Raw genomic sequence first — 24,017 nt, 5'->3', positions numbered from 1 at the left:
GCATCCCTTTGAGTCCTATTTGCTAGATTAGAATCCTCCAGATCTTGCCATAGATAAATCAAAACTTTGCTCCTCGGAATATGTTTAAATCAACCAATTGTCAGGTTATCAATTTAAAGGTATTGAAATTTACAATTTTTTAATCAAAACCTACAAATAGGTATCCGCACTGGAAAAAGTTGAAAGATTAAGCCGGCTCCCCTTTATGTGAATAATTCAGCTCCCAATTGTCTATCAATCTATTCATTTTATCTTCTTTAACAATTACCCACCCTTGCGTGTGTCCAAAAAATTCTATAAGTACGAAATTACCCTCCTCTTCTTTTATAATAAGATATTTTTCATTCGGATTTACTGAATTTACTTTGATATTTGGTTGGATATTATTTATAGTAAATGAAAAACTCCTTCCATAATCATATTTTCTGAAAAAGACGGCCGCTAGCTCATCGTCAATAAAAAATTCATAATAGCTTGTATTAAATTTTCCGGATTTAGTGACATACCTGTAAACTTTAAGAAAATCACTTCCTTCATTTATGTAGACTTTGATCTTTGCCTCTTCTAGACCAGAATCAGGTTTGATTCGTTCTAAAATCTCCTTGATAGAAACTTTGGTATTAACCTGAATAAATCTCTCTGTGACTTGCTTAATCCGAAGTTCCTTAATCATAGTAATCGGACTGAAGCTTACTAAATGTCCCATATAGTAAAATGTGGCAGCCATTCCATCCACAACTTTTTCAACGCGCTTGTAGCCCGTAAGTACCTTTCTGAAGTAATTAATCATAAATTTCTATAATCTATACATATTCGAAAAACCCAATTTCAAACCTCGTAAGGAAAAGCAATCCATCGCATCAATGAGCACTTGAAACTCTTGAGGAACTAATTAAGTAATTAGGACAGATCGCCTAAGTGCTATTAATACTAATCCATAGAAACAAAAATTACTAGTTTCTATAAAGAGCAATTCAAGCTTAAAAGAAGTACATTTTAGTCAGTATCAACAGCTGTAAAGTATAGATTTTTAGTTTTTGAAGCAGTTTGTAAATGAAATGTCTGCTTTTGGGATGGAATAGGATTTCCCTAAGAACGACAAAGCATTACTGCGTGAAAGGGTGATTGTTGTATTGAATATAAAACTTGGATTTTTTTCAACTTTAGTTGTTCAAAGAGTAAATAAAAGATAAATTCACTCATTATAAAATATGTCTAAGTTTTACCCCATATAACCGCGGTGTTAGTATCACTTTTTTTGAAATATTAAACCATGATTTAATTTTTTCTCTAAATCTTTAGGTTTATTCATTTAAAGGGTACTTCCTTTTCGTTTACACAACCTAGGAATTCCTGTTCGTAAGAAGAGATGAATACAAAGGACAACTATTTTTTAAATCGTCACTATACGCAAATTATAATTGAAACATGTGTCATCCCTGAGACTAGAATGGAATTCGGGTTTTTTACTTTTTTATTGACCGTACCAGCCTTCTTTAATTAGCATAAAAATTTCACCTATTTCGAACCTATATAAAACCATGAAGAAAAAAATACTAGTTGTAGAAGACAGTATGGTCAACCGTCTAATGCTCCAACGGTTTCTTGAAGTGAACGACTTTCAAGTGCAGGTAGCAAGCAATGGCATTGATGCAATTGATCAGATTAACACCCAAGGTCTACCAGATATCATTGTGACTGACCTCAGAATGCCTTATATGGATGGATATCAATTTCTGAAAATAATTAGGGAAAATAAAAAAACAAGTCAGGTTCCGGTAATTGCAATCTCCGCATTTGATTTACTTCCCGAAGAAGAACTGCAAGGCTACAACTTTGATCACTGTCTCGTAAAACCATTTTCTCTTGATCACTTGCATAATGATATTTTGCAAGTAATGGAAGGATAGTCAAGAGCTTTACAAGTGTCATTCCCTGATATAGGTTGACCGTTTTAAAGCTACTTGAAAAATGTTAAAAACGGGAAAAAGGATCAATTCAAGGCGCGAATTTTCAGAAGAATTCAAGCGTAAAATAGTAGATGATTTTGAAAAAGGAGTGCTGTCGGTTCCCCAGATGGAGCGGCATAATGGTATTTCAAACAGATCCATTTACAAGTGGATCTACAAGTATTCTACTTATAATGAGAAAAATATCAGAATCGTGGAGATGAAAGACAGTCAAACCCATAAGCTTAAAGCACTCGAAGAAAAAGTCAAGGAGCTGGAACGAGCTGTAGGCCAGAAGCAAATCAAAATTGATTACTTGGAAAAGATGATTGATCTGGCCAAAGAAACGTATTCGATCGACATCAAAAAAAACTCCAACACCCCACCCTCTGGTGGTTCCAAGACAACCGAGAAGTCATGAGCTATTCCCTCAATGAACTTTATCGGACTGTCGGAGTCAGCAAACAAGCAGTCCAGCAGGCTAGAAAGCGTCAGGATGCTTTTGACCTGGAGCTGGCCGAATTGGTCGTGTTAGCCGACCAGCTCAAGGAAGAGCACCCCGGGTGTGGGGTTGAAAAGATGAATCGTACCCTAACCCCCAATTGGATGGGCAGGGATAAATTTTGTGAGCTTTTTTTGGAGCTGGGCTATGGTGTCAAACGGGTCAGAAACTACCATCGGACCACTTATAGTGGAGACTTATATTATCCCAATCTAATTGAAGGAATGAGTGTCAATCGCCCTTTCCAGGTGATTCAGAGTGATATCACTTACTTCCACCTCAACGGTGAGCATTATTATCTAGTATTTATTATTGATGTTTACACCCGATTGATAGTCGGATACGCGGTGAGCGACCACATGCGCACTGAAGCGAATATCAGCGCATTGAAGATGGCTTTTCAGATTATGAACTGTCACCCTTGGAATACTATTCACCACTCAGATCGAGGATCTCAGTATGGAAGTCATGCCTATACCAAGTTGTTGACCAAACAACGTATTCACATCAGTATGGGATTAGTTGCCTGGGAAAACCCCTATGCAGAACGGGTCAATGGAATCATCAAAAATGAATACCTGAAAGTGTGGGTAATCCGTGAGGTCAATGACCTGAAGAGAAAAGTGACAAAAGCGGTCAACCATTACAATGAAAAAAGACTCCATCGGGCTTTTAAAATGGACTATACCCCAATGGAGTTTTACAAAAAACTGATAGATTTACCTACCCAAGAAAGACCGACGGTGAATATTTATACCGAAGGAAGACAAAACTTCCAAGGGGCATCGAGCCCCTTAGAAGTTTACCCAAGAGAAGAACCTCTGGCTCATAATTGCCCGATGGAATTAAATAAATGTTGAACCAAACGGTCAACGCTATTTAGGGAAGTACATGCGGGAGTCTTCGGTCATCGGTCTTCCGACCAGATAAGCAAAGAATCTAAGGCAACTGGCATCATTGCGGATATTTTAATTTAAAAGTTTTCCAAGCCATGAAACACAAAGAATGAATGCAGTAAAAAATTGCCTCGTAAAAAAAAGCCATTCCAATCAACTTGACTGATATTCCCACTGGTAAGTTGGTACAAATGAAAGCTTAATATTTAACCAAAAATATTTAAGCACATACCATAAATCAAATTATCGTTATAGTAGAAAACTGTGGTCCTCGCTCCCATTCTGTGGATTCTCTCCACATACTGTAGCCTTCATTCGATTTTTTATGTGTAGATCACTACTGCTTTTCAGGTATAATTAATAAATCCTTTTTCAACATAATTGTTCCATTTATCTCTTCTAATCTTTTCGTTTAGAACATTTTGAATAGTATTTACTAGCAGTTCCGATTTAATGGGCAAGCTTAAAACAAGTTGGAAACTGAAGTCCAACTTTTCACTAGAATTGATATCCCTACCAAGAAATATAAAAGGAATATTTTGGTTCTCAGACAAACAAAACTCCACAACTTCTTGTAAATGAGGATTTTCAAGAACGCATGATGAGTCAATAAGGACTATATCTATAGCATTTTCAAGTAACATTTTTGCTATGCTGATACCATAATTTAGTTGGAAGCATTCGAACCCATTTTTATTAAGTATTTTATTATAGGATTCGTATAATTTTTTACCGTCGTCAAGAAGAAGAATTTTGTTTTTCATAGGGAAATACTATAGAAATAGATGTGCCAAAATTTTCTCTACTTTTGAAGTAAATTTTACCTCCTAACTTCAGCACCAATTCATAAACTATGCTGAGACCTAGCCCTGTTCCCTTGATGCTACTGGCATTTGAAGACCTATAAAAAGGATCAAAGATAAATTTCTGTTCCTTTTTTGGCACGCCAATACCATAATCCTGCACTAATAAAACTAAAGTATCCCTCTTTTTTTTCAATCTAAGATCAGGTATTCTATCTTTTGGTTTGGAGTACTTAAGAGCATTCTCCACAATGTTTTTGATGATATAGGATAGCCATGTTCGATCAGATTTCAAGAATACTGATAAAATTGGAAGGTCTAAATTGACACATGGCTTACCTTCGTCAAATGAAAAATTCTCACGCAATATTTCTAAGATGATATCATTTAAATTTAAAAAACTCAAATTGACGTTTAGCCTCCCATCTGAATTCTGCTCCATTAACAATACGTCAGTTACCATTTGATTAAGCCTAAGAAGTTGAGAATTTATTTTATCGACGTGTCTTAGGGCTTTGCTTTTAATATCATGCTCATCAAATTGACTAAGAATAACCCGAAGTAGGTCATTACTACTGAAAATAGTTGCTAATGGTGTTCTAAATTCGTGCGATGTCATCGCTATAAACCTAGATTTAAGTTGGCTGAGCTCTTTCTCTTTATCTAGCGTATTATTCAGCTTTGCTAGGATCATTTCTCGGTCTGTGACATCCCGGGAAGTAGCTAAAAATGAATAGAGATTTCCTTGATTATTATAAAGCGGTTTCCACATCATCTCTATCTGAATGGTTTTCCCTGTTTTTTTATGTGTAATAGGAATTACAAATTTTGGATAATTCTCAAAATCAATTGAATTAGGAATAGTAAAATTAATGTATTTGAAGAAATCTTTATCCAAAAAATCCTGAGGAAGGAAACCTGTGACTCTTTCAATGGAAGGTGAAACGTATCTTGTTTTCATCTTAAGGTCATGTAGTGAAACAACATCATCTACATTGTCCGATAATATTTTATAAAGGTTTTCTGATTTTTTATGAAGGCTTTCAGCTTTAATTCGTTTTTTATTTTCATTTACAAGACTGATTAAATTTGCGTAGCTTGACATAAATGGCTGCAAGAAATCGATATCCTCCTGAGAGTATAATTTCTGCTTATTTGCGAGTCCTACCATACCTATGAACTTGTCTGCTTTGTAAATAGGTATTCCTAAAAATCTTTTGAGCTGTGGGTGCCCCTTTGGAAGTTTGGCATTGGAGTGACCCTGGTGTCCGACCTCATTTAAAATCAGTGGTGAGCCAGAAAGCAGCACCTGACCTATTAAATTATCAAGCTCTCTAAAGACAAAACCTTTTTCAATATGGCTGTCTATAAAACGTTGGGTTTCCTCATTACAATCCGAATTTCTAATGGCATTTGATTGTAGATATGGGGTTCCCTGCTCATCATAAAGTATTTCTCCTAAAAATCCATATTCACTTTTTGTGAAAAAAATCAGGGTAGATAGAAGTTTGGAGTATGTCTCTCTCACTTCCATCTCCATAGAAAAGTTGATTTGTGTCTGATCTAATGCAATCAGCAACTCCTCAAGCCTTATCCTTTCCATTTCAGCAAGCTTTCGTTTATGGATATTATGGAGTACTATAGTCACTACATATTCTCCTTTATAAGGGAGTTTTTGGGATGAGAGGGTATGCCAGTGGTCACCTTTTGCTTCACGAACCAGAACTTCCAGATTATCTATCTCCACTTGATTCAATATATACTCCCTCACGGAAATAGAAGAATCTGGACGAAAGAGGTAATCATCAATATTAAAATCCCTTCGAATGGCGGAGTTGCCTTGTGAGATCATATTAAGAAAAAACTCATTGAAATAAAGTACTTCCAGCTTATCCAATGAACACATAATAAGTGAAAACGGAAGATTCTCCGAAATAATCTTAAAACGGGCTTCGCTTTCCAACAATTCCAATTCTTTTGATTTTGACACAGTAATATCGGATAGGTGTCCATGCAAACGGAATGGCTTACCGACCACATCATATTCCAGCCATGTTTTATTATTTATCCAAAGAGTTAATCCAAAAGTGCTAATTATCCTATACTCTAACTTTTGGCTGTCTTTGGCCCAAGAATCACGGATAAATCCCTCTACTTGTGGACGGTCATCCGGATGCACAATTTGCAACCAATAGGAAGGATTATTTATAAAATCATCTTGGCTCAACCCAAAATTTGAAATTTTATTTGACACTAAACTATATGATCTTGTAGACGGATTTCCGATATATATAACATCTTCAACAGTATGAAAAAGTGAATTAAAAGCAGATTTGCTGTCCTTCAATTTTTCAGTATTAAGTTTATTCTGGTGAATATCGAGTATAGTTCCAAAAAGTCCTTCTTCCCCCTCTTCTAGGCCTTTGACAGAAATTCTTACCCAGCGTAATCCTCCATTTGCTGTTATAATTGGTATGTCTAGAGATATCATGAGTGTTACCCCTCTGGAAAGTACTTCAAGCTCATTGAGGAAATAATCCATATATGTCTTTTCTATATAGAAAAAAATAGACTTTCCTATGGAATGCTCCTTTCTATAGCCATACAGCCTTTCCCATCCTCCATTCAGATAGATAATCTTAAAATCCAAATCAAGCACAAAAACAACATCTCTAATATTTTCAATAATTCGCTGATATTTGTGTTCACATTCTAACTGTTGTTTATTACTGTCGCGACTCAGTATCAAAAACCCTAAACTTACACCCAAAGCTCTTAGTTGCACGATAGAATTATCAGAAAAGAAAGGAAACGAAAAGCTATATTCAAAACCTAGTACACCCCAAACCCCCTGATTGACGAATATGGGTATAAATAAACAAGCATTCATACTCCTAACACCCGGTACTTCAGCAAAAAAATCATACTTAGGATCAACTTTAGAATGAAAATATCCATCTGCTAGCAATCTTTCTTTGATTAAGCCTGATTTGCCACTTAGAAAAACCTTAGAATTAACACCCTCTAGCCGGGAATCAATGCCCGCATTACACCACTCATAATCGTAACACATCCTGCCGTTCTGGTAAGCATCGAGATACCTGATTACATATGCGCAATCAAGATTCAAACTCTGACCAATCTCCTTTAACAATTTTGCAACGGTAGGTTCAAAGTCACTAGAGTTGCTGAGAATGGATAATGCCTTACTTGTAGTGCTTAGAAGAATATCCAAATTAATCATATGGAAGGAAAATTATAGTCTATATTTAATATCGCAATAACATACCACAGAGGTATTAAGGATTTTATAATAAGCAAGAAATATCCAACATGGCAAAATGTTAATCTATCTTATTCACAAGTCTAAATTAGCCAAGCCATATCTCTTTAATTATCAACATCTTATAAAAACCATTAAATTACTCTCTATCCAATCTATGCAGAATACTAATAAATACAGTAAACTTTTCGGAATAAAATTTCAATCATTATCAGGTGTAATATCAGCAATCTCCAATAGACGAAATACCAATCAAATTCATACATGATTGCTACTTAGAGGGTTGCAGTTCCTATATTCTGCATTTACAAAACAATTATGATATTTAAGACAGTAAATGAAATTGTATTCATTACTTCCTTACTCTCAATAATATACAGAACTAATAATCCAATCAATAACTATTTATCCCACCTAAGAAAGTTAAAGATACATTTTTGCTTTCAATCTGTCGAAGGCATCTTCATCCCAATCTTTTTAATTTACTCTCACCTATCTTTGCCATGTAACTTCTTATACATCTGAAAAATCCTGAGAATGGTACAGTAAATTATAACGGAGAAATAATAAGGTAAAAAAACACTATTGATATTGATTTATTACAAAATGATTCTACAATATTTTGCACCTGTCAAATATTAATTAACAGCTTCTGCCAACTAGTTCCCTAATTTAGTCGAATTAGTTTACTTTTGACTACACATATGTAAAGGCTTCATTTTTAATGTGTTTCACCTAAATTTCTTCTGGGGATTTGTCACATAATTAAAAAACATCTCCAAATCTACTCAATAGAAGGTGTTTCGGCGAATAGCTATTCACTAGACTAAGGATAACTTCTGTTTCTCATTAGGAGCAGCATTATGAATAGTCAAAAATTTCTAAACAAAAAATCAAGCAAAGTGAATAAAAAAACATTGTCCTATCAATAAAATTATTCGAAGAATACTTTGGGAGTACATCCTTATCATAAGATAAAGAAAGAAGACAGGGAGGAGAAATGGGACAACTTCCCATCTCAGCACTCTATGGCTTGGGTATTTAAAGAATCCAAATCATAGAGACATTGATAACATTAGAAAGGCGAAATATATTTTAGCAATCTTTAGCGGAAATATTAATTTTCCTGTTTATCTCTTCACTTACAGAGGAACTACTGAATTCCCATGCGCCGGCCTTAGGCGATTATCAGCAATCTTGCCTGTATCGTAAAATTTATTGCCTACTCGTTCAGGAGACCTTTACTTCGACTTCGCTCTGTAGTAACTGCTAATATCGCAATTTCTCAACAACCGCTAAAAAAAAATCGCAGACGAAAGCTTGCGATTTTTAGATTATAAATTTTGAATTAGGATTATTTCCTTTTCAATGCCCGCTTCCACCAAGGAAGCTGAACTTCCTCATGGTAACCATAGGAATTATTTCCATAACCATATCCATAGCCATAACCATATCCATAACCGTAGCCCTTATCAATATGCATGTCATTCAAGATGCCATAAATCTTTGATACCCCGCCTTTTTCCACTAGATTATTCAAAATCTGGGTATTTCCTTTCATTGAATACCCTTGACGGAACACATAGAAGCTAATATCAGCAAAGCCAAAGAGTTCTTTAGTTTCAGAAACTAGCCCAACAGGAGGACAGTCAAAAATAACTACATCATACTCGGCTTTAATCTCCTTGATAATTTCCCCAAACTTATCTTGAAGCAGTAATTCCGCTGGATTTGGTGGTATAGGTCCAGATAGAATTACATACATATCCTTATGACCTGTAGGCTTGACTACATCTCTCCAAGATATATCAGAGCTAAGACAGGTACTCATCCCTTTATCATTTGCCAATCCAAAATCCTCAGCAATTTTTGGTTTTCTAAGATCCAAACCAATTAATAAAGTCTTCTTGCCCATTAAGGCATATACTGAAGCAACATTGATGGATACGAAGGTTTTCCCCTCACCTGAGATCGATGAGGTGAATAGAATTGTCAAATTATCTCTATGAGGACTTAAATAGGACATATCTGCCCTTAAGGAACGGAAAGACTCTGTAACAGTTGATCTAGGATTATTCATTACAGGAATGTTATCCTCAGAACTATTTCTCCCGATCATCCCGATCAAAGGTACCTTTATTTGATTTTCCAATTCCTTAGGATCCTCAATCTTTGTATTTAAAAAGTCCTTAATTGTAATAAAGCCAATTGGAAGAATTAAGCCTAAAATTAAGCCAATTAACAAATTAAGAGAACGCTTTGGAGCAACAGGTTCTTGTCCTGATTTAGCATAATCTAATATACTATTCTTCGGCATATTAGCAGCTTTGGTAATTTCTGCCTCCGCTTTTTTCTCAAGAAGGTAAATGTAAATATTCTCATTTATGGTAAACTGTCGTTGAATTCCTATTAGATTACGCTCTGTTTCAGGAAGGGAGTTCACATCCACCTCCAACATGCGAATTTGAGAATTCAAATCCGCTATTATATTCTGAGTGTTGCTAATTGCAGAATTTACATTTTCCTGTAGCTGTTTTTTAATATTTTGAATCCTCGCAGTATTTTCCCTTACGGTGGGATTTAATTCTGTAAAATTTGCAGATAATCTATTCTGCTCAGCCTGCAATTCACTATAGGTTTGCACAAGTGAATTTAATAAGGGGTCAGTTACTCCCATTACCGATGGAGCGACCATATCACCTGTTTGATTTGTGACAAGATAATCCCGAAGGGTATTATAGTATTTTAGACTTAGTTCTGTTTGCCCCTTTTGTTTTTCTAACTCCTGCATTCTTTCAAAAACAACTGAGCCTTCTTCGGAAAGATTAAAAACCTTATTTTCTGTTCTGTATTTCTGAAGCTTATTTTCTGAATACCTCAGAGAATCAGAAATTCCGGAAAGTTGCTCATCTATAAATTTTACAGTGTTTTCTGAAGCTTTATTCTTTTCCTTTAACTCCCGCGCCAAGTACATTTCCATCAACTTATTGATGTAATCCTCGCCTAATCGTCTAACTGGAGTCTCTAAGCTTAAAGAAAGAATAGAAGCTTGCTTATTAATAGGGGCTACAGCTAACTCCTCTCTGTAAAACAGAGCAAGGGAAGGTGTATCAACTAAATTAAATTGAATAATATCACCTGGAAGGGCCGCTATCTGGTTAACTGTAAATGAAAAATATTCTCCTTGAATTTCCTCTCCAAATGAGAATACAGATTTCTCTAAAGAAACAGGATCTCCTAATACTACTTTATAATAAGGATCATTGGGGTAATAGATTTTAAACTCATCATTTTCAACGGAGAGTTCAAAGGAATCCTCATTGATTACTTCCAATCTAAATCTTCCCCCTACTAGTTGTGGCTGTTTCCAATCCACCGTAACTAAAATTGGTAATTTCCCATAAATCTGGGTTGTTGTCACAAATCCTTCCTGATAATACTGAACATTGAGGTTAAGCTCTGAAACTGCCTCTTCTGCCAAGGAAAAAGACTTCAGAATACCTATTTCATTTTCAATATTACTCTTGCCTCCAAGCATACCTAAACCTGAGGATTCAAATAAATCCATGCCCAAGGCAGGCTCTTCATCCTCTACAAGTATGCTGGACTCTACCTTGAAAATATTAGTAGCATGTTTATTAAAAAAAAAGGCACCAATTGCACCAATAAACATGCAGGCTAAAATCAGAATCCAGTACTGCAGGTAATTAAAAAGTAAAACTTTTAAATCAATTTCATCTTCCTTTTGCACCATAAAAGGATTCTGTCCAGAATTGGAAGAATTTGGAGTATTCGGGTACATAAATTCTTATTTGAGTAAATTTAATATTAAGGCCACAGAAGAAATCCCTGCAAATACCAAGGCTAAGGTTTGGGCTGTGTTTTCACCCGTACCAGTTTCTCTTACCTTCATAGGTTCAACATAGAGCTGATCATTCGGCTGAATAAAATAAAACGGAGAAGCCACAATTTGTCTATCCAATAGATTAATCCTATGCAATCTAGTCCCTTCGGGATACTGTCTAATCAATAAAATCTCATCTCTTTTAGCGACAGTTGTTAAATCACCAGCATTGGCAATCGCTTCAAAAATAGTCATTCTGTCCTGAAGTACGGTGAATTTACCCGGACGTCTAAATTCGCCCAATGCTGAATATCTCACACCTCCCAATTTAACTTTCACATAAAGCTCGCTTTTCACAAACTTTCGCATATTCTCTTCTATTGTCACTCGGGCTTCTTCTAAAGTTTTATCCTTCACTTGCACATCTCCAACTGCCGGAAGTCGAATATTGCCATTTTGATCGATTGAAAAACCCGTCATATAGTAGATATCCCCTCCGCTTTGCGCAGAGACATTACCCATTTGTTGACTCATTTGTGGAGGCTTACTATTATAGCCAAATTGAAGCAAATCATCCACGGTTTGGATATTTACATCTATAATATCGTTGTACTGAAGTTTGTAGTCTGGGATCTCGTACGTGATCAATTCCCCATCCTCTATCGGGGTATTATTCTCCAAATTCTGCAAGTAAATTATTTTCTCATTCGATATACAGCCAAAGGCCATAAAAAAAACCAGTGAGAATGACAAACCCTTGAAGATGTTACTCATATATTCATTTTTAATTTTTTCTCTCAAAAACTGGGCAAACTTAAACATTTAACCGTAAATACTTTGATTTTTTGACACATTGGCAAAAAAAATGCCTCGAATATTAAGAGGATCACTTTAGTCAGTAATTTCGATCTTAGATCTTACAGCAGTTTTGTAGGTATTAAACACATTAATGTGACGCAATAAGACTTCAATTAATTGAGTAGTTTAAATATGTTTGAATTAACAACGCAATACATTCTTCCAATTAAAGGTAATAATCGTTAATAATCTATCAGGAGGATTAGTATTAAAACACCAAACCCGATTATCTGTAACGATATTAATAGTCATATTTTAATTCGATTTCGCTCAGTTGACGTGATTCCCAATAGGGATCTGGAGCGTACAAAATATTGAGTTTGCAAAATACTATAATTATTTGGTTTCTTGAAGGTAACAAATCATACATACTATAGAATTATAAATTTGGACAACCTTAGTATCCGCAATAATGCCAGCCACCACAATTCTCTGTTTATATGGTAGGTAAAACTATACTTCGGCCACTCCTAATACAAGTATCCTAAGACTCCCGCACTAACGGGACAGGCTGAAGCGGCCTGAATTCTAAAGTTTAACATATCCTTTTTTGCTTTTGACTCCATACTGGAACAAATGTGGATTCATAATCCAAATAATAGGTTTCAATGAAATCTAGAAATCTCTAAAGTATTCTGTTGTTCAATAAACGCAGTAAATACCTTATCTGGACTTAGTAATTAATTCTAAATACTTCAGGAATGCTCTATTCTTGCTTGTAATGCTTTAATTTCGAATAATGAACATTGAATTTAGAATTTGAAGAATTAGAATGACAGGAAAACAAATCATACAAACAGGAGCTATTTTCGGGATGCTAGCTGTGGGAATAGGAGCTTTTGGCGCACATGGGCTGAAAGAAATTCTGGCTGAAACCGGAAGAAATGAAACCTTTGAAACAGCAGTAAAATATCACTTCTATCACTCGCTCGCTATTTTTCTGATTGGCATACTAGCTCTGGTAAAACCTGAATGGAAGAAACTAAGCTTAGCTGCTGTCTTAATGGCTGTGGGAATTTTTATTTTCTCAGGTTCTCTTTATGTTCTTTCTCTTACTGGAATTACCTGGCTGGGAGCAATTACCCCACTCGGTGGTGTTGCATTTATAGGTGGATGGATTTTAGTAGTTGTAGCCGCCTCAAAAAACTAAGTATGCGTAAACTCTTTACTCTAATACTCCTTATAGTTTCATTCAATTCAAGTCTTTTTGCGCAGCTCACCCGCGATCAGTATTTAAAATTGGAATCAGCGTTAGGAGAAGGCAGTTTTTTCAATGGACATCTCAGCGGATTTATGCTTTACGATTTGGATTCGCAGGTCGTGCTTTATGAGAAAAACAGTCATCAACGCTTTATTCCAGCTTCGACCACCAAACTTTTTACCTTATTTTCCTCACTCATTATCCTGAATGACAGCACCCAGACTTTGCGCTACGTAACTGAAGGGAATACCATAAAGATTTGGGGTTCGGGAGATCCAAGCTGGAAATACAAAAAGTTTGATGATCCCGGAATAGCCAGACTTATAGCTCCCTTTGATAAAGTCATCTTTTCTGATGCAAATATGATGTCCCCTGCTTTTGGCTATGGCTGGCAATGGGATGATTATTATTACAATTACTCAGCGGAGCGAAGTTCTTTGCCGATCTATGGAAATTTGCTTCAGGTGAAAAAAGTAGGCAATGCCCCTACCGTCTTCCCTCCTAGTTTTCAACAGCAAGTATTCCCTACGAATCGCACAATTCGGGAATTAGAGCGGGACTTCCACAGCAATAAATTCTACTATAACCCTAATAATTTCAGGGCTAGAGAGGAATTCATTCCTTTTATTTACACTCCTGAGCTATTAATGAAGCTCGCTTCTGATGCAACTGGAAAACAATGGGTCTATCAGCCGGATAGTTTACCCCTGATCCATCAGGAATTGCGTGGGGCTGCTCTTTTCCCTATTCTGAAAGAAATGATGCTGGAAAGTGATAATTTTCTTGCAGAGCAACTCATGTTGATGGTTTCGGATAGACTTTTCCAGCGATTGGATACAGAAAGGGCAATTGAATACATGCTCAAAACCTATCTCTTTGATCTTCCCGATCAACCTCAATGGGTAGATGGATCCGGGCTAAGCCGTCATGATCTTTTCACGCCCAGAACTATGGTGGCACTTTTTGAAAAGATCTATAGAATGCTACCTGACCAGCAGCTGTTGGAACTTCTACCCGCTGGAGGAAAAGCAGGAACCTTGGAAAACAGTTACAAAGCTGAGCAGCCCTATGTTTTTGCAAAGACTGGTACGATGAGTAATAATCACAGTCTGGTAGGACTTATTAAAGGCAAAAGCGGTCGTTTTTATTGCTTTGCTTTTATGAATTCCAATTATCCTTGGAAAGCTTCTGAAGTGAGAAGGGAAATGGAGAAGGTGATGGTAATGCTGAGAGATATGATTTGATTTGGGATGTGGGATGTGGGATTTATGATTTACGATTTACGATTTACGAGATGGAACGTATCAGGTCAAATAATGGATAAAGTTTAGTTCATTTTTTGTCTTTGGATTTTTGCTCTGCTTCGTTTTCTACCAGTTAAGAGGGAAAAGCAATCTAGAATTTGTTCAAAAATATAATTGAGGTCACTTCAGCCTGTCCCGTTAGTACGGGAGTCTTCGGTCATCGGTCTTCCGACCAGATAAACAAAGAATCTAAGGCAACTGGCATCATTGCGGATGCTCATATTTTTTTTTACAAAATCTGTAAGGAATCAGTCAAGCCATGGTCTAAAGAATAAAACAACTCGCACCATGAAAAAATCACTTATTCTTTACATCCTCTTTTTCGGATTTGTAACCCTCTCCTATTCTCAAAACTCCTTTGATAGCAAAGTATCCGGATCCGGACCAGTTATTATATTAATTCCAGGACTAGCATCTTCAGGGGAGGTTTGGAAGGAAACAGTTGCCGAACTCAGCAAAACAAATACTTGTCATGTACTTACTTTGCCTGGTTTCGCTGGTCAGCCCGCAGAAAATCTAACTAATGGTTTTTTACCTAATGTAAAATCTGAAATTGCAGAATACATTCAGCAACTTGAGCAGCCAGTAGAACTAATAGGTCATAGTTTGGGTGGTTTTTTATCCCTTCAACTTGCAAATGAGCATCCAGACCTGATTTCAAAAGTAATTATAGTAGACTCCTACCCTTTTTATTCCGCTGCGATGAATCCTGCAGCAACAGCAGAAATGATGGTTCCTATGGCTAAACAAACCAAGTCTATGATCGTGAACTCCAATCCTGAGGACTTTGAAAGTCAGCAAACTGCAAGTATGGCAATGATGACTACCTCTACAGCTAAAATACCCCAGCTAGTGGATTGGTCCATGAAAAGTGACCGGGCTACTGTAGGGCAAGCTATCTACGAATTGATGATTACTGATTACCGACAGAATCTCAATACACTCAAAACGCCAATTCTTGTTTTGGGAGCATGGCACGCTGGAAAGGATTATGGAATGACTGCAGAATCAGTAAAGTCCAATTTTGAACAGCAATATCAACTTGCTGAAAATGTTCAAATAGAAATGGCTCCAACTGCTCATCACTTTATAATGTGGGATAACCCAGATTGGTTTTTGGCTGAAATCCAGAATTTCCTCAAATGAAGCACAGGAAAGATCTGGAATTTGAAAACCTCTACAAAACCCACAAAGACAAAATTTTCCGTCTTTGCCTGGGTTTTGTGAAGGATAGAGAACTGGCTCACGACCTATTTCAAGAGATTCTAATCAAGATCTGGAGACATCTGGATAGCTTTCGAAGGGAAAGTGAATTAAGCACCTGAATTCTTAGAATCGCTTATAATACTGCCATTACCTTCTCTGCAAAAGAAAAAGAAGCTCGAACAAGCTGAGCTACCAAATGGGATGGATCTTGCCGAACCAGAAAACAACAGTCTAGAGCAGGAATTACAAATCAAAAAACTCTATGAAGCCATTTCTTCATTGGCCGAAACTGATCGGGTTATTGCAACGCTGCTACTGGAGAACACACCCTATAAAACAATCGCTGAGATCACAGGAATTACTGAGAATTATGTAGCTGTAAAAGTAAACCGTATCAAAGCCTCACTCACTCAACTTCTCAATCCCCATGGAAAATAATTTCGAAGACATACAAAAGCTTTGGCAGGCTCAGAAGCCTATTGATTTTGACATCAATTCATTGATGGAAGGGCTGAGAAAAACTGAAGTAAAACAAAGAAGAGAGATGATTTTCATGATGCTAATCACACCTCTCACAATTGGGGTTCTCTTTTTGGTCAATGCCATGGAGGGAAAGCATTGGCATAGCAATCAGCTTGTATATAATCGCTTTCGCCATGATATGGGTTTTGGGCTTGACTCTCCGGTCAACGGTCCGCAAAAATGACTCCAGCGAACGATTCAGCAATTCTGACTATTTGAAGGCCCAGATCAAAAAGCTGAACTTCCGCTATGAGATAGCAAGAAAGCACATGTATGCCTATACTTTTCTACTCATACTAGCGCTGAATATTTCTTACTACATTTTATTGGAACCCTTAAAATGCCATCACACGAATTGGGATTCTCATCTCGCATTAACTTTAGCCATTCTTGGCTTTATGCATTGGCAAATAAAAAGAAAAGTGAAAAAGTACGATAAAGAACTCAAGCCAATGATTGAGCAGATGAAAGGAATGCTGGAAAGGAAAGGGGATTAAGTAACAATGGACAATTATCAAACTCAAGGAAAAAGGTAGCAATTACCTGTCTTGCGTAAATTAGTATAAAGCTTCTAGACTTGATCTTAAATAATAGACGAAGGATGGGTAAAAGATTTTTTGAATCTATTGCGTTCACTGCGAAAATCTCTGTGAACTCTGTGGTTTAAATCCATTTTACCTCAGAAATAAAACTTCGGGGTTAGAATAACCTCAATAATTATTACAGCAACCATTTTACTTGCTAAATTTTCATTGGGCTTCTGTGCCCAGGCCGGGAGACTTTAACTTAAAAATAAAAAAGCCTTATTTTCACGTTTCAGAATTACACTCCCTTTACAAATGCAAAAACGCGCTTTCTTAAAATCCCTAGGACTACTTTCAGCCTCACTCCCATTAGTTTCATGGGATTCAGCCCATTCAGCTTATGACACCAAAACGGTTTTGCCGAAGGCAATCAAAAAAGGAGATACAGTAGGCTTGATAGCTCCATCTGCTGCTATGGCAGATAGAATGCAGTTTACCTTCGCAGAAGAAGCATTGGAAGCGCTAGGATTTCAGCTGCAACTCGGAGCAAACCTCAAAAACCGAAACGGCCACATCTGGCAGGGACTGATGAAGAACGAGCTTCAGATTTGAATGAAATGTTTGCCGACAAAGAGGTAAAAGCAATTATCTGCATACGTGGTGGCTCTGGTGCTGCGCGGATTTTGCCTTTGATTGATTATAAAGCAATTGCCAAGAACCCAAAACCACTTCTTGGATATTCAGATATCACAGCTTTGCACTGTGCGATTCACGCACAAACCGGCTTAATCACCTTCCATGGCCCCATGGGATCGAGTGTCCCTGGAATAGCTTCAACGTGGAGCAGTTTGAGAAAGTATTTATAGAAAAAGAAAAAGTAATATTCGAAACATATCCACTGGGGAAAGTGATGATCTGGTGGTCAAATCAAATAGAATTCAAACACTTAAAGGTGGGATTCCAGAAGGAAAAATCCTGGGTGGAAATCTTACTGTTTTGACAGCAACCTCGGGGCTCTCCTTATTATCCTGATTTCAAAGACGCAATTCTTTTCATCGAAGATATAGGAGAAGACCCATACAAAATGGACCGTATGATGAGTACATTGAAACTCACAAACTGTATCCTGACCAACTCAAAGGTTTTGTGTTTGGGCAATGTTCAGACTGCGACCTGGCGGTGGTTATGGGTCTCTTACCTTAGATCAAGTCATGGATGATTACATCTTACCTTTGAACATTCCCGCTTACACTGGCGCGATGATTGGTCATATCTAAGCAGTTGCAACTATTCCTGTAGGCGGAAAAGTTGCCATGGATGCAGATAAGGGAACCATTTCGCTGCTTGAATCCGTATTTGAGTAAGAATTAGAAGACTTACTATGAAGTTTACATTACTTACAATTATCATTCTGGGGATATTTTCCTGCAAAAGCTCCAATAATATGCTTCCAGAAGATTCTGAAAAACCTATGACTGAAAATCTCACAGACAACTCTGATCAACTCACTTATTTGGCGCTGGGCGATAGCTATACGATAGGTGAAGGTGTAAGCGATACAGGGCGATATCCAAGCCAATTGATCGCCAAACTAAATACCGAAACTGACAAGAAGTGGGCTTCACCAAAGGTCATCGCCCGCACAGGCTGGACAGTTGACGAACTTGAAAAAGGCATCAAGGCAGAGAATATCGACGGAAATACCTACGATTTGGTAACGCTTTCTATAGGAGTAAATAATCAATATCGAGGTCTTCCTATAAGTAAATTTGAAGAGGAGTTTGAAACCATGCTTTTAAAGGCAATAAGTTTTGCGGCTGTGAATACCAAGCATGTGGTGGTTTTGTCTATACCAGATTGGGGAATTACCCCATTTGCAAAAAAAAGTGGTAGAGATCAAAGTAAGATCGCTCAGGAAATTGACTCCTACAATAGCATTAAAGCTAAAATCTGCCGGAGAAGAAGTATCCTATTGACATTACCGAGCAATATCGTGCTTTAGAAAGCCAGGAGATACTCCTGCAGATGGCCTTCATCCCAGCGCTAAAATGTATAGCCTTTGGACAGAAAAACTATTTGAACAGCTAGTTTCAATTTACTAGAGAATTATTTATGGTTGATTAGAAATAAGTATCTAGACATAAGTATCTAGACATAAGAATCAAGATTTTAGATGCTAGAAGCAAGAATAAAGAATAAAGACATAATCTGTCGCATGAAAATCTTTGACTGCAAACAAAGACTAATACATTTAAACTTTTAAGCCATGAAAACTATCCTATTTCTATTCATCAGCACTATTCTGGCAGCAGTTGCATGTGAGCGTCAGGCGGAAGAAAACACAGAAACTTTGGTGGATAAATTCTTCTAAAATGGATTGCGTTGGAGTTGGTCCTATGTCTTGTCTTTCAAATTCAAAAAGGAGCTGAGATTAACGCGGGTGAGTCCTGGGAGTTTTTCTATAGTTCTATTCAAGGGTTCGGTCTATGAGCCAGGCAATATTTACCAGATCAAAGTAAAAATCACAGATAGGGAGGCACCAGTTCCCGCGGATGCTTCATCTAAAATTTATGAGCTTGTGGAGATATTAAGTAAAAATCCTGACCCCGCTTTGCGCCTGACTAACATCTGGAAAATTATTCAAGTGGGCGAAATAGAAAACCCAACAGGTTTCAAAAACAAAGAAGCTTTAACCTTTGAGTTTAATGCTTGAGAAAACCTATGTAGGAAACATGGGCTGCAATTCTGTACGTGGTGAGATCAAGGAAAATGATGGAGAAAAACTTCTACTTGGTCCCGGCGCGGCTACGAGAATGGCTTGCCCCGAGATGAGTGCTGAACATGCTATTTCCAAGGCATTGACAGATACTCGCGGATATAAACTGGAAAACAACCAACTTTACTTGTTGAATGAATTCGGTCAAACCTTGATGACTTTCCAAGCTATAGATTAATTATATATGAAGATCATTTGCATAGGCCGAAATTATGCGGCTCATATAGAGGAATTGAAAAATGAAACCCCTGGCGATCCAGTTGTTTTTCTAAAACCAGACACTGCCCTATTAAAGGATGGGGCACCTTTTTTCTACCCTGATTTCTCCAAAAACATCCATCATGAAGCTGAACTGGTTCTGAAGATTTCCAAGCAGGGAAAATTCATCCAGAAGAAATTTGCTCATCGTTATTTCAATGAGATTGGTTTTGGAATTGACTTCACAGCACGAGACTTGCAGGATCAATGTAAAGCCAAAGGTTTGCCTTGGGAGATTGCCAAAGGGTTTAATGGCGCGGCACCTATAGGCGGATTCAAATCAGTGAATGAATTTACAGATTTGAAAAACATAGATTTTCATCTAAATATCAATGGAGAAACACGTCAAAAAGGCAACACTTCTTTGATGCTGTTTGACTTTGGAACAATCATAGAATACGTGTCTCAATTCTTTATGCTTAAGACAGGAGACCTGATCTATACAGGTACTCCGGCAGGAGTCGGGCCTGTTCATATCGGAGACAAATTGGAAGGATTTATAGGGACAGAAAAGCTGCTGGATTTTGAAGTTAAGTAAACTAGGCTACGCACTTATATTTCTTGGATTAACCGCCTCTTTCAAGCTTGATGCTCAGGAAGTTGATAAGGGCTATTTCAAAAACCCCATTAAGCCTGGTACAAGAAATTACTTATCAGGGAATTTTGCTGAACTAAGACCTAATCACTTCCATACCGGCTTGGATTTCAAAACAGGAGGACAAGAAGGTCTTCCTATTTTGGCTGCTGCTGATGGGTGGGTTCACCGCATTAAAATCTCTTCATTTGGGTATGGTAATGTGATTTACCTCAAGCACCCAAATGGCAAAATCACACTTTACGGTCACTTACGAAATTTCAACAAGGAGCTTAGCGATTACATGCGTAAGAAGATGTATGAAGCAAAAGCAATTGACTTAGAAGTATATCCTGAGCCGGGAGAACTTCCTGTAAAACAGGGGCAAAAGATAGCGGATAGCGGAAACACAGGTGGTTCTGGAGGTCCACATCTGCACTTTGAGATTCAGATGCCTGGGACAGGGCCATGGACCCACTCCCTTTTGGCTTTCCTGAAATAGTCGATAATACGGCACCAGTACCGCAAAGTATAGCCATTGTTCCCTTAGCTATAGACTCTAGAGTGAATGGGAAATTTGCCAGGCTGGAAGTGACGCCTGTAGCCAGCGGTTCTAATTATCGTTTACCAAATGATATAAAGATCACGGGTAAAGTAGGTATAGAAATCCGTAGTTATGATCAGCTTGATGGTGCAAGTAATAGAAATGGTTTTCCAACTTTTGAGTTGACAGATGGCACAGGAACCGTTTTAAATTTGACTGTAGATAAGGTTGATTTCAACTATACCAGACAATTTCTTCAACATACTTATCAGAATCGCTATACCAAGCTATATTTTCAGGAGAATTTAAAATTTAAATTTATTACACCTGAATCCTCCTCAACAGGTCACCTAAGAGCTTGACCCTGGAGTAAAGAAAGCTTATCAACTCAAGCTTCGGGATGCCTATGGCAATGAGCGTCAGATTAATTTCACCCTGCTCGGTCAAGATAGGGAATCAAACATCAATGATGGAGTTGCGCCTTCCAAAGCATCACCTAGATTACATTAATAATATCTTGAAAATCAAAGCTCCAATCTCTCCAAAAGGCGGTTTGGCTAAATTTCAGGTGGGTGCACATTCATTTGAAATGCTTCCAGCATACCAAGATGAAAACAGTAGAACCTATCTCTGGGACATGAATTTTGGTATTCCTGAAGAAATTGATATTTGCACAGAAGTTCTTACACCGGGGATCAAAGCAATAATTCCTGCCGGAAAGCAGACCTCCTATTCAGAGCAAAACTTACAGGTGAACTTCAGTCCCGAAACAGTTTTGGACGATTTCTTTTGAGAATTTCTCAAAGTGGATCTTCCAATTCGCCACGTTTGGTAATCAATGACAGCCGGGAATATCTTTGGAATTCTATGAATATAAACTGGAATCTTCATAGATATCCGGAAATAAGGACCGCTCACATGCCTACTATACTTCAGGCGGTTCTAAGTCATTTTTGGGAGGAACTTGGACTGGGGATACTTTGAGTGTCAACTCCAGATCTCTAGGGGAAATCTCTGTTTTACAGGACAACACCAAACCAACAATTAAGGTGGTAAGGGTGAATTCCACCGAACTTCGATATATCATTCGCGATGATTTGTCAGATGACACCTATGAAGCCTATGTGAATGGCAAATGGGTACTAATGAGGTATGAATACAAACAAGCGGTCATTTGGTCAGAAAAAACTTGAAAATCTACCCTTCAAGGGGGAAGTTTTATTAAAAGTTACCGATAAAGCTGGCAATACTGCTGAATGGAAAGGAACAATTGGTTAAATTCAGCCCTAAACACTAGCATATGAACTTAGAAAAAGGCCAAATGGCCCCAGATTTTGAAGCTAAAATTGAAACAGGAGAAACTATCAAGCTTTCTGACTATCAAGGAAAAAAAGTGGTACTCTCTATCCTAAAGATGCTACTCAGGATGTACAGCTCAGGCATGCAACCTAAGAGATAATTACGAAGCCTTGCAAAAAGCCGGCTATGTGGTTTTCGGGGTAAGCTCAGATGCTGAAAAGTCACACGTTAAATTCAAAGAAAAACAAGAACTTCCATTTTCTTTAATCGCCGATACTGATTTGAAAGTACACGAAGCTTATGGAACATGGAAAGAAAAAAATATTTTTGGCAAAACCTACATGGGTACTGTCCGAACCACTTTTGTAATAGATGAGGAAGGAAGAGATATCCGAAATCATAGAAAAAGTAAACACAAAAGATCACACAGCACAAATCCTAAATTAAACCTATATCCCTAATGGAAAAACAAACAATCGAGCAGCTCGAAAGTACCGCATCTCAGGTACGTAGAGACATTCTCCGCATGGTTCATGCGGTTCAATCCGGGCACCCAGGAGCATCTCTTGGTTGCACTGAGTTCTTTGTAGCTCTTTATTTCAACCAACTCAATCACGATCCTAATTTCAAAATGGAAGGCAAAGGTGAAGACCTATTTTTCCTTTCCAATGGACATATCTCACCAGTATGGTATTCTGTACTTTCCCGATCAGGCTATTTTTCTCCTGAGGAAATGGACACGTTCAGAAAACTGAATTCAAGACTTCAAGGTCACCCAGCGACTGAAGAAGGTCTTCCGGGAATCAGAATTGCATCTGGGTCTTTGGGACAAGGATTGTCAGTAGCAATCGGAGCAGCTCAGGCTAAGAAAATTGATGGTGATGACAGCACTGTCTTTGTATTGATGGGTGATGGAGAGCAGGAAGAAGGCCAAGTTTGGGAAGCGGCTATGTATGCTGCTCACTGGAAAGTAGACAATCTAATCGCTACTATTGACCTTAATAGGCAGCAGATCGATGGACCTACAGCTGAGATTATGGACTTAATCGATTTAAGAGCTAAATATGAATCTTTCGGATGGGAAGTTATCGACACCCTTCAGGGAAATGACATGAAGTCTGTAGTGGAAGGACTGGAAAAAGCAAAAAGCCTAAGTGGAAAAGGAAAGCCAGTTATGAATTTGCTTCACACCGAAATGGGCTTTGGAGTTGATTTTATGGTAGGTACACACAAATGGCATGGAATTGCTCCTAGTGATGAGCAATTAGCAAACGCTTTAGGACAGTTGCCAGAAACAATTGGTGATTTTTAATTAAGGCGATTTTTAGACCATTCAACGAAAAGAAAACATGGAAAAGACATTGGATTTAAAATTCAACTATACAGAAAAAAAAGATACACGTTCCGGATTCGGCGACGGCTTCCGTGGAAGCTGGTCGTAGAAACCCTAATGTGGTGGGCCTTTGTGCTGATTTGATCGGATCATTAAAAATGGGTGCATTCCAGAAGGAATTCCCGGAAAGATTCTTCCAAACAGGTATCGCAGAAGCAAATATGATGGGCATCGCCGCAGGTATGACTATCAATGGCAAAATTCCTTTCACAGGTACTTTCGCCAACTTCTCTACCGGTCGTGTTTACGATCAGATTCGTCAGTCTATTGCCTACTCAGCA

Annotated in this window: 27 protein-coding genes and 2 pseudogenes; 24 read left to right on the top strand and 5 right to left on the bottom strand. The window is 37.7% G+C overall.

The genetic code is table 11. From position 1 onward, the window contains the following. Positions 1-187: 187 nt before the first annotated feature. Positions 188-790, bottom strand: coding sequence for a hypothetical protein (locus AC0L6R_RS07040; protein WP_473270558.1), 603 nt, complete (start codon positions 788-790; stop codon positions 188-190). 751 nt (positions 791-1,541) lie between these two features. Here AC0L6R_RS07040 and AC0L6R_RS07035 point away from each other — a divergent pair. The 3 genes from AC0L6R_RS07035 to AC0L6R_RS07025 all read left to right on the top strand — a co-directional run bounded on the left by AC0L6R_RS07035 (position 1,542) and on the right by AC0L6R_RS07025 (position 3,311). After that, positions 1,542-1,910, top strand: coding sequence for a response regulator (locus AC0L6R_RS07035; RefSeq protein ID WP_473270557.1), 369 nt, complete (start codon positions 1,542-1,544; stop codon positions 1,908-1,910). A 61-nt stretch (positions 1,911-1,971) separates the two neighbouring features. Beyond that, entirely contained in the window at positions 1,972-2,370 is a 399-nt protein-coding gene (locus tag AC0L6R_RS07030; RefSeq protein WP_473270556.1) for a transposase, read from the top strand. Next, on the top strand, positions 2,367-3,311 hold the full coding sequence (locus AC0L6R_RS07025) for an IS3 family transposase (protein ID WP_473270555.1): 945 nt from the start codon (positions 2,367-2,369) through the stop codon (positions 3,309-3,311). The genes AC0L6R_RS07030 and AC0L6R_RS07025 overlap by 4 nt, the downstream gene beginning before the upstream one ends. Before the next feature lie 383 nt (positions 3,312-3,694). Here AC0L6R_RS07025 and AC0L6R_RS07020 read toward each other — a convergent pair whose 3' ends face one another. The 4 genes from AC0L6R_RS07020 to AC0L6R_RS07005 form a co-directional block, all read right to left on the bottom strand. Further along, positions 3,695-4,111, bottom strand: coding sequence for a PleD family two-component system response regulator (locus AC0L6R_RS07020; protein WP_473270554.1), 417 nt, complete (start codon positions 4,109-4,111; stop codon positions 3,695-3,697). Next, entirely contained in the window at positions 4,086-7,394 is a 3,309-nt protein-coding gene (locus tag AC0L6R_RS07015) for a PAS domain S-box protein (protein WP_473270553.1), read from the bottom strand. Before AC0L6R_RS07015 ends, AC0L6R_RS07020 begins: the two co-directional genes overlap by 26 nt. Before the next feature lie 1,393 nt (positions 7,395-8,787). Then, positions 8,788-11,235: a GumC family protein gene (locus AC0L6R_RS07010; protein ID WP_473270552.1), complete on the bottom strand. Its 2,448-nt coding sequence runs from the start codon at positions 11,233-11,235 to the stop codon at positions 8,788-8,790. A gap of 6 nt (positions 11,236-11,241) precedes the next feature. Then, positions 11,242-12,051 carry a polysaccharide biosynthesis/export family protein gene (locus tag AC0L6R_RS07005; RefSeq protein ID WP_473270551.1) on the bottom strand — a complete coding sequence of 270 codons (810 nt, stop codon included), beginning with the start codon at positions 12,049-12,051 and terminating at the stop codon, positions 11,242-11,244. Between the two features lie 856 nt (positions 12,052-12,907). Here AC0L6R_RS07005 and AC0L6R_RS07000 point away from each other — a divergent pair. From AC0L6R_RS07000 to AC0L6R_RS06900, 21 genes and pseudogenes are all read left to right on the top strand, one after another. Then, entirely contained in the window at positions 12,908-13,285 is a 378-nt protein-coding gene (locus tag AC0L6R_RS07000) for a DUF423 domain-containing protein (protein WP_473270550.1), read from the top strand. A gap of 2 nt (positions 13,286-13,287) precedes the next feature. Then, positions 13,288-14,580, top strand: coding sequence for a D-alanyl-D-alanine carboxypeptidase (locus tag AC0L6R_RS06995; protein ID WP_473270549.1), 1,293 nt, complete (start codon positions 13,288-13,290; stop codon positions 14,578-14,580). A gap of 348 nt (positions 14,581-14,928) precedes the next feature. Next, entirely contained in the window at positions 14,929-15,786 is an 858-nt protein-coding gene (locus tag AC0L6R_RS06990) for an alpha/beta fold hydrolase (protein WP_473270548.1), read from the top strand. Further along, complete coding sequence (locus AC0L6R_RS06985; RefSeq protein ID WP_473270546.1) at positions 15,783-15,965, top strand: RNA polymerase sigma factor; 183 nt, start codon at positions 15,783-15,785, stop codon at positions 15,963-15,965. The genes AC0L6R_RS06990 and AC0L6R_RS06985 overlap by 4 nt, the downstream gene beginning before the upstream one ends. A gap of 82 nt (positions 15,966-16,047) precedes the next feature. After that, positions 16,048-16,284: an RNA polymerase sigma factor gene (locus tag AC0L6R_RS06980; protein ID WP_473270545.1), complete on the top strand. Its 237-nt coding sequence runs from the start codon at positions 16,048-16,050 to the stop codon at positions 16,282-16,284. Then, complete coding sequence (locus tag AC0L6R_RS06975; protein WP_473270544.1) at positions 16,274-16,552, top strand: hypothetical protein; 279 nt, start codon at positions 16,274-16,276, stop codon at positions 16,550-16,552. Before AC0L6R_RS06980 ends, AC0L6R_RS06975 begins: the two co-directional genes overlap by 11 nt. A 31-nt stretch (positions 16,553-16,583) precedes the next feature. Further along, the gene (locus tag AC0L6R_RS06970; RefSeq protein WP_473270543.1) at positions 16,584-16,865 is read left to right on the top strand and encodes a hypothetical protein; all 282 of its coding nucleotides are present in this window, start codon (positions 16,584-16,586) and stop codon (positions 16,863-16,865) included. Between the two features lie 342 nt (positions 16,866-17,207). Beyond that, positions 17,208-17,504, top strand: a complete 297-nt coding sequence (locus AC0L6R_RS06965; RefSeq protein WP_473270542.1) for a hypothetical protein — start codon at positions 17,208-17,210, stop codon at positions 17,502-17,504. Positions 17,505-17,509: 5 nt separating this feature from the next. Then, a complete protein-coding gene (locus tag AC0L6R_RS06960; RefSeq protein WP_473270541.1) occupies positions 17,510-17,758 on the top strand; it encodes an LD-carboxypeptidase in 249 nt (82 codons plus the stop codon). A gap of 179 nt (positions 17,759-17,937) precedes the next feature. After that, positions 17,938-18,111: a hypothetical protein gene (locus tag AC0L6R_RS06955; protein ID WP_473270607.1), complete on the top strand. Its 174-nt coding sequence runs from the start codon at positions 17,938-17,940 to the stop codon at positions 18,109-18,111. A 162-nt stretch (positions 18,112-18,273) separates the two neighbouring features. Beyond that, entirely contained in the window at positions 18,274-18,894 is a 621-nt protein-coding gene (locus AC0L6R_RS06950) for a GDSL-type esterase/lipase family protein (protein ID WP_473270540.1), read from the top strand. A 375-nt stretch (positions 18,895-19,269) separates the two neighbouring features. Beyond that, positions 19,270-19,605, top strand: coding sequence for a DUF4377 domain-containing protein (locus AC0L6R_RS06945; RefSeq protein WP_473270539.1), 336 nt, complete (start codon positions 19,270-19,272; stop codon positions 19,603-19,605). After that, complete coding sequence (locus tag AC0L6R_RS06940) at positions 19,598-19,846, top strand: META domain-containing protein (RefSeq protein WP_473270538.1); 249 nt, start codon at positions 19,598-19,600, stop codon at positions 19,844-19,846. The genes AC0L6R_RS06945 and AC0L6R_RS06940 overlap by 8 nt, the downstream gene beginning before the upstream one ends. Positions 19,847-19,852: 6 nt before the next feature. Continuing rightward, a complete protein-coding gene (locus tag AC0L6R_RS06935; RefSeq protein WP_473270537.1) occupies positions 19,853-20,464 on the top strand; it encodes a fumarylacetoacetate hydrolase family protein in 612 nt (203 codons plus the stop codon). Continuing rightward, positions 20,451-21,002, top strand: a complete 552-nt coding sequence (locus AC0L6R_RS06930; RefSeq protein WP_473270536.1) for a M23 family metallopeptidase — start codon at positions 20,451-20,453, stop codon at positions 21,000-21,002. The genes AC0L6R_RS06935 and AC0L6R_RS06930 overlap by 14 nt, the downstream gene beginning before the upstream one ends. Beyond that, complete coding sequence (locus tag AC0L6R_RS06925) at positions 20,969-21,406, top strand: hypothetical protein (RefSeq protein WP_473270535.1); 438 nt, start codon at positions 20,969-20,971, stop codon at positions 21,404-21,406. The genes AC0L6R_RS06930 and AC0L6R_RS06925 overlap by 34 nt, the downstream gene beginning before the upstream one ends. Positions 21,407-21,510: 104 nt before the next feature. After that, a complete protein-coding gene (locus AC0L6R_RS06920) occupies positions 21,511-21,837 on the top strand; it encodes a hypothetical protein (RefSeq protein WP_473270534.1) in 327 nt (108 codons plus the stop codon). A gap of 160 nt (positions 21,838-21,997) precedes the next feature. After that, on the top strand, positions 21,998-22,237 hold the full coding sequence (locus AC0L6R_RS06915) for a hypothetical protein (RefSeq protein ID WP_473270533.1): 240 nt from the start codon (positions 21,998-22,000) through the stop codon (positions 22,235-22,237). 107 nt (positions 22,238-22,344) lie between these two features. Further along, a pseudogene (bcp, locus tag AC0L6R_RS06910) lies at positions 22,345-22,790 on the top strand (thioredoxin-dependent thiol peroxidase). A gap of 13 nt (positions 22,791-22,803) precedes the next feature. Then, on the top strand, positions 22,804-23,655 hold the full coding sequence (locus AC0L6R_RS06905) for a transketolase (protein WP_283414391.1): 852 nt from the start codon (positions 22,804-22,806) through the stop codon (positions 23,653-23,655). Between the two features lie 37 nt (positions 23,656-23,692). Then, positions 23,693-24,017 (top strand): annotated as a pseudogene (locus AC0L6R_RS06900) (transketolase family protein); the annotation flags it as partial.

Source organism: Algoriphagus sp. 10J20-15 (genome assembly GCF_055809615.1).
This window is presented reverse-complemented; position numbering and strand designations above follow the sequence as displayed.

Bases quoted from the DNA above. Each gene is read 5' to 3' on its own strand.
- AC0L6R_RS07040 (WP_473270558.1), bottom strand. From the start codon at position 790: ATGATTAATTACTTCAGAAAGGTACTTACGGGCTACAAGCGCGTTGAA.
- AC0L6R_RS07035 (WP_473270557.1), top strand. From the start codon at position 1,542: ATGAAGAAAAAAATACTAGTTGTAGAAGACAGTATGGTCAACCGTCTA.
- AC0L6R_RS07030 (WP_473270556.1), top strand. From the start codon at position 1,972: ATGTTAAAAACGGGAAAAAGGATCAATTCAAGGCGCGAATTTTCAGAA.
- AC0L6R_RS07025 (WP_473270555.1), top strand. From the start codon at position 2,367: ATGAGCTATTCCCTCAATGAACTTTATCGGACTGTCGGAGTCAGCAAA.
- AC0L6R_RS07020 (WP_473270554.1), bottom strand. From the start codon at position 4,111: ATGAAAAACAAAATTCTTCTTCTTGACGACGGTAAAAAATTATACGAA.
- AC0L6R_RS07015 (WP_473270553.1), bottom strand. From the start codon at position 7,394: ATGATTAATTTGGATATTCTTCTAAGCACTACAAGTAAGGCATTATCC.
- AC0L6R_RS07010 (WP_473270552.1), bottom strand. From the start codon at position 11,235: ATGTACCCGAATACTCCAAATTCTTCCAATTCTGGACAGAATCCTTTT.
- AC0L6R_RS07005 (WP_473270551.1), bottom strand. From the start codon at position 12,051: ATGAGTAACATCTTCAAGGGTTTGTCATTCTCACTGGTTTTTTTTATG.
- AC0L6R_RS07000 (WP_473270550.1), top strand. From the start codon at position 12,908: ATGACAGGAAAACAAATCATACAAACAGGAGCTATTTTCGGGATGCTA.
- AC0L6R_RS06995 (WP_473270549.1), top strand. From the start codon at position 13,288: ATGCGTAAACTCTTTACTCTAATACTCCTTATAGTTTCATTCAATTCA.
- AC0L6R_RS06990 (WP_473270548.1), top strand. From the start codon at position 14,929: ATGAAAAAATCACTTATTCTTTACATCCTCTTTTTCGGATTTGTAACC.
- AC0L6R_RS06985 (WP_473270546.1), top strand. From the start codon at position 15,783: ATGAAGCACAGGAAAGATCTGGAATTTGAAAACCTCTACAAAACCCAC.
- AC0L6R_RS06980 (WP_473270545.1), top strand. From the start codon at position 16,048: ATGGATCTTGCCGAACCAGAAAACAACAGTCTAGAGCAGGAATTACAA.
- AC0L6R_RS06975 (WP_473270544.1), top strand. From the start codon at position 16,274: ATGGAAAATAATTTCGAAGACATACAAAAGCTTTGGCAGGCTCAGAAG.
- AC0L6R_RS06965 (WP_473270542.1), top strand. From the start codon at position 17,208: ATGCAAAAACGCGCTTTCTTAAAATCCCTAGGACTACTTTCAGCCTCA.
- AC0L6R_RS06960 (WP_473270541.1), top strand. From the start codon at position 17,510: ATGTTTGCCGACAAAGAGGTAAAAGCAATTATCTGCATACGTGGTGGC.
- AC0L6R_RS06950 (WP_473270540.1), top strand. From the start codon at position 18,274: ATGAAGTTTACATTACTTACAATTATCATTCTGGGGATATTTTCCTGC.
- AC0L6R_RS06940 (WP_473270538.1), top strand. From the start codon at position 19,598: ATGCTTGAGAAAACCTATGTAGGAAACATGGGCTGCAATTCTGTACGT.
- AC0L6R_RS06935 (WP_473270537.1), top strand. From the start codon at position 19,853: ATGAAGATCATTTGCATAGGCCGAAATTATGCGGCTCATATAGAGGAA.
- AC0L6R_RS06925 (WP_473270535.1), top strand. From the start codon at position 20,969: ATGGACCCACTCCCTTTTGGCTTTCCTGAAATAGTCGATAATACGGCA.
- AC0L6R_RS06920 (WP_473270534.1), top strand. From the start codon at position 21,511: ATGATGGAGTTGCGCCTTCCAAAGCATCACCTAGATTACATTAATAAT.
- AC0L6R_RS06905 (WP_283414391.1), top strand. From the start codon at position 22,804: ATGGAAAAACAAACAATCGAGCAGCTCGAAAGTACCGCATCTCAGGTA.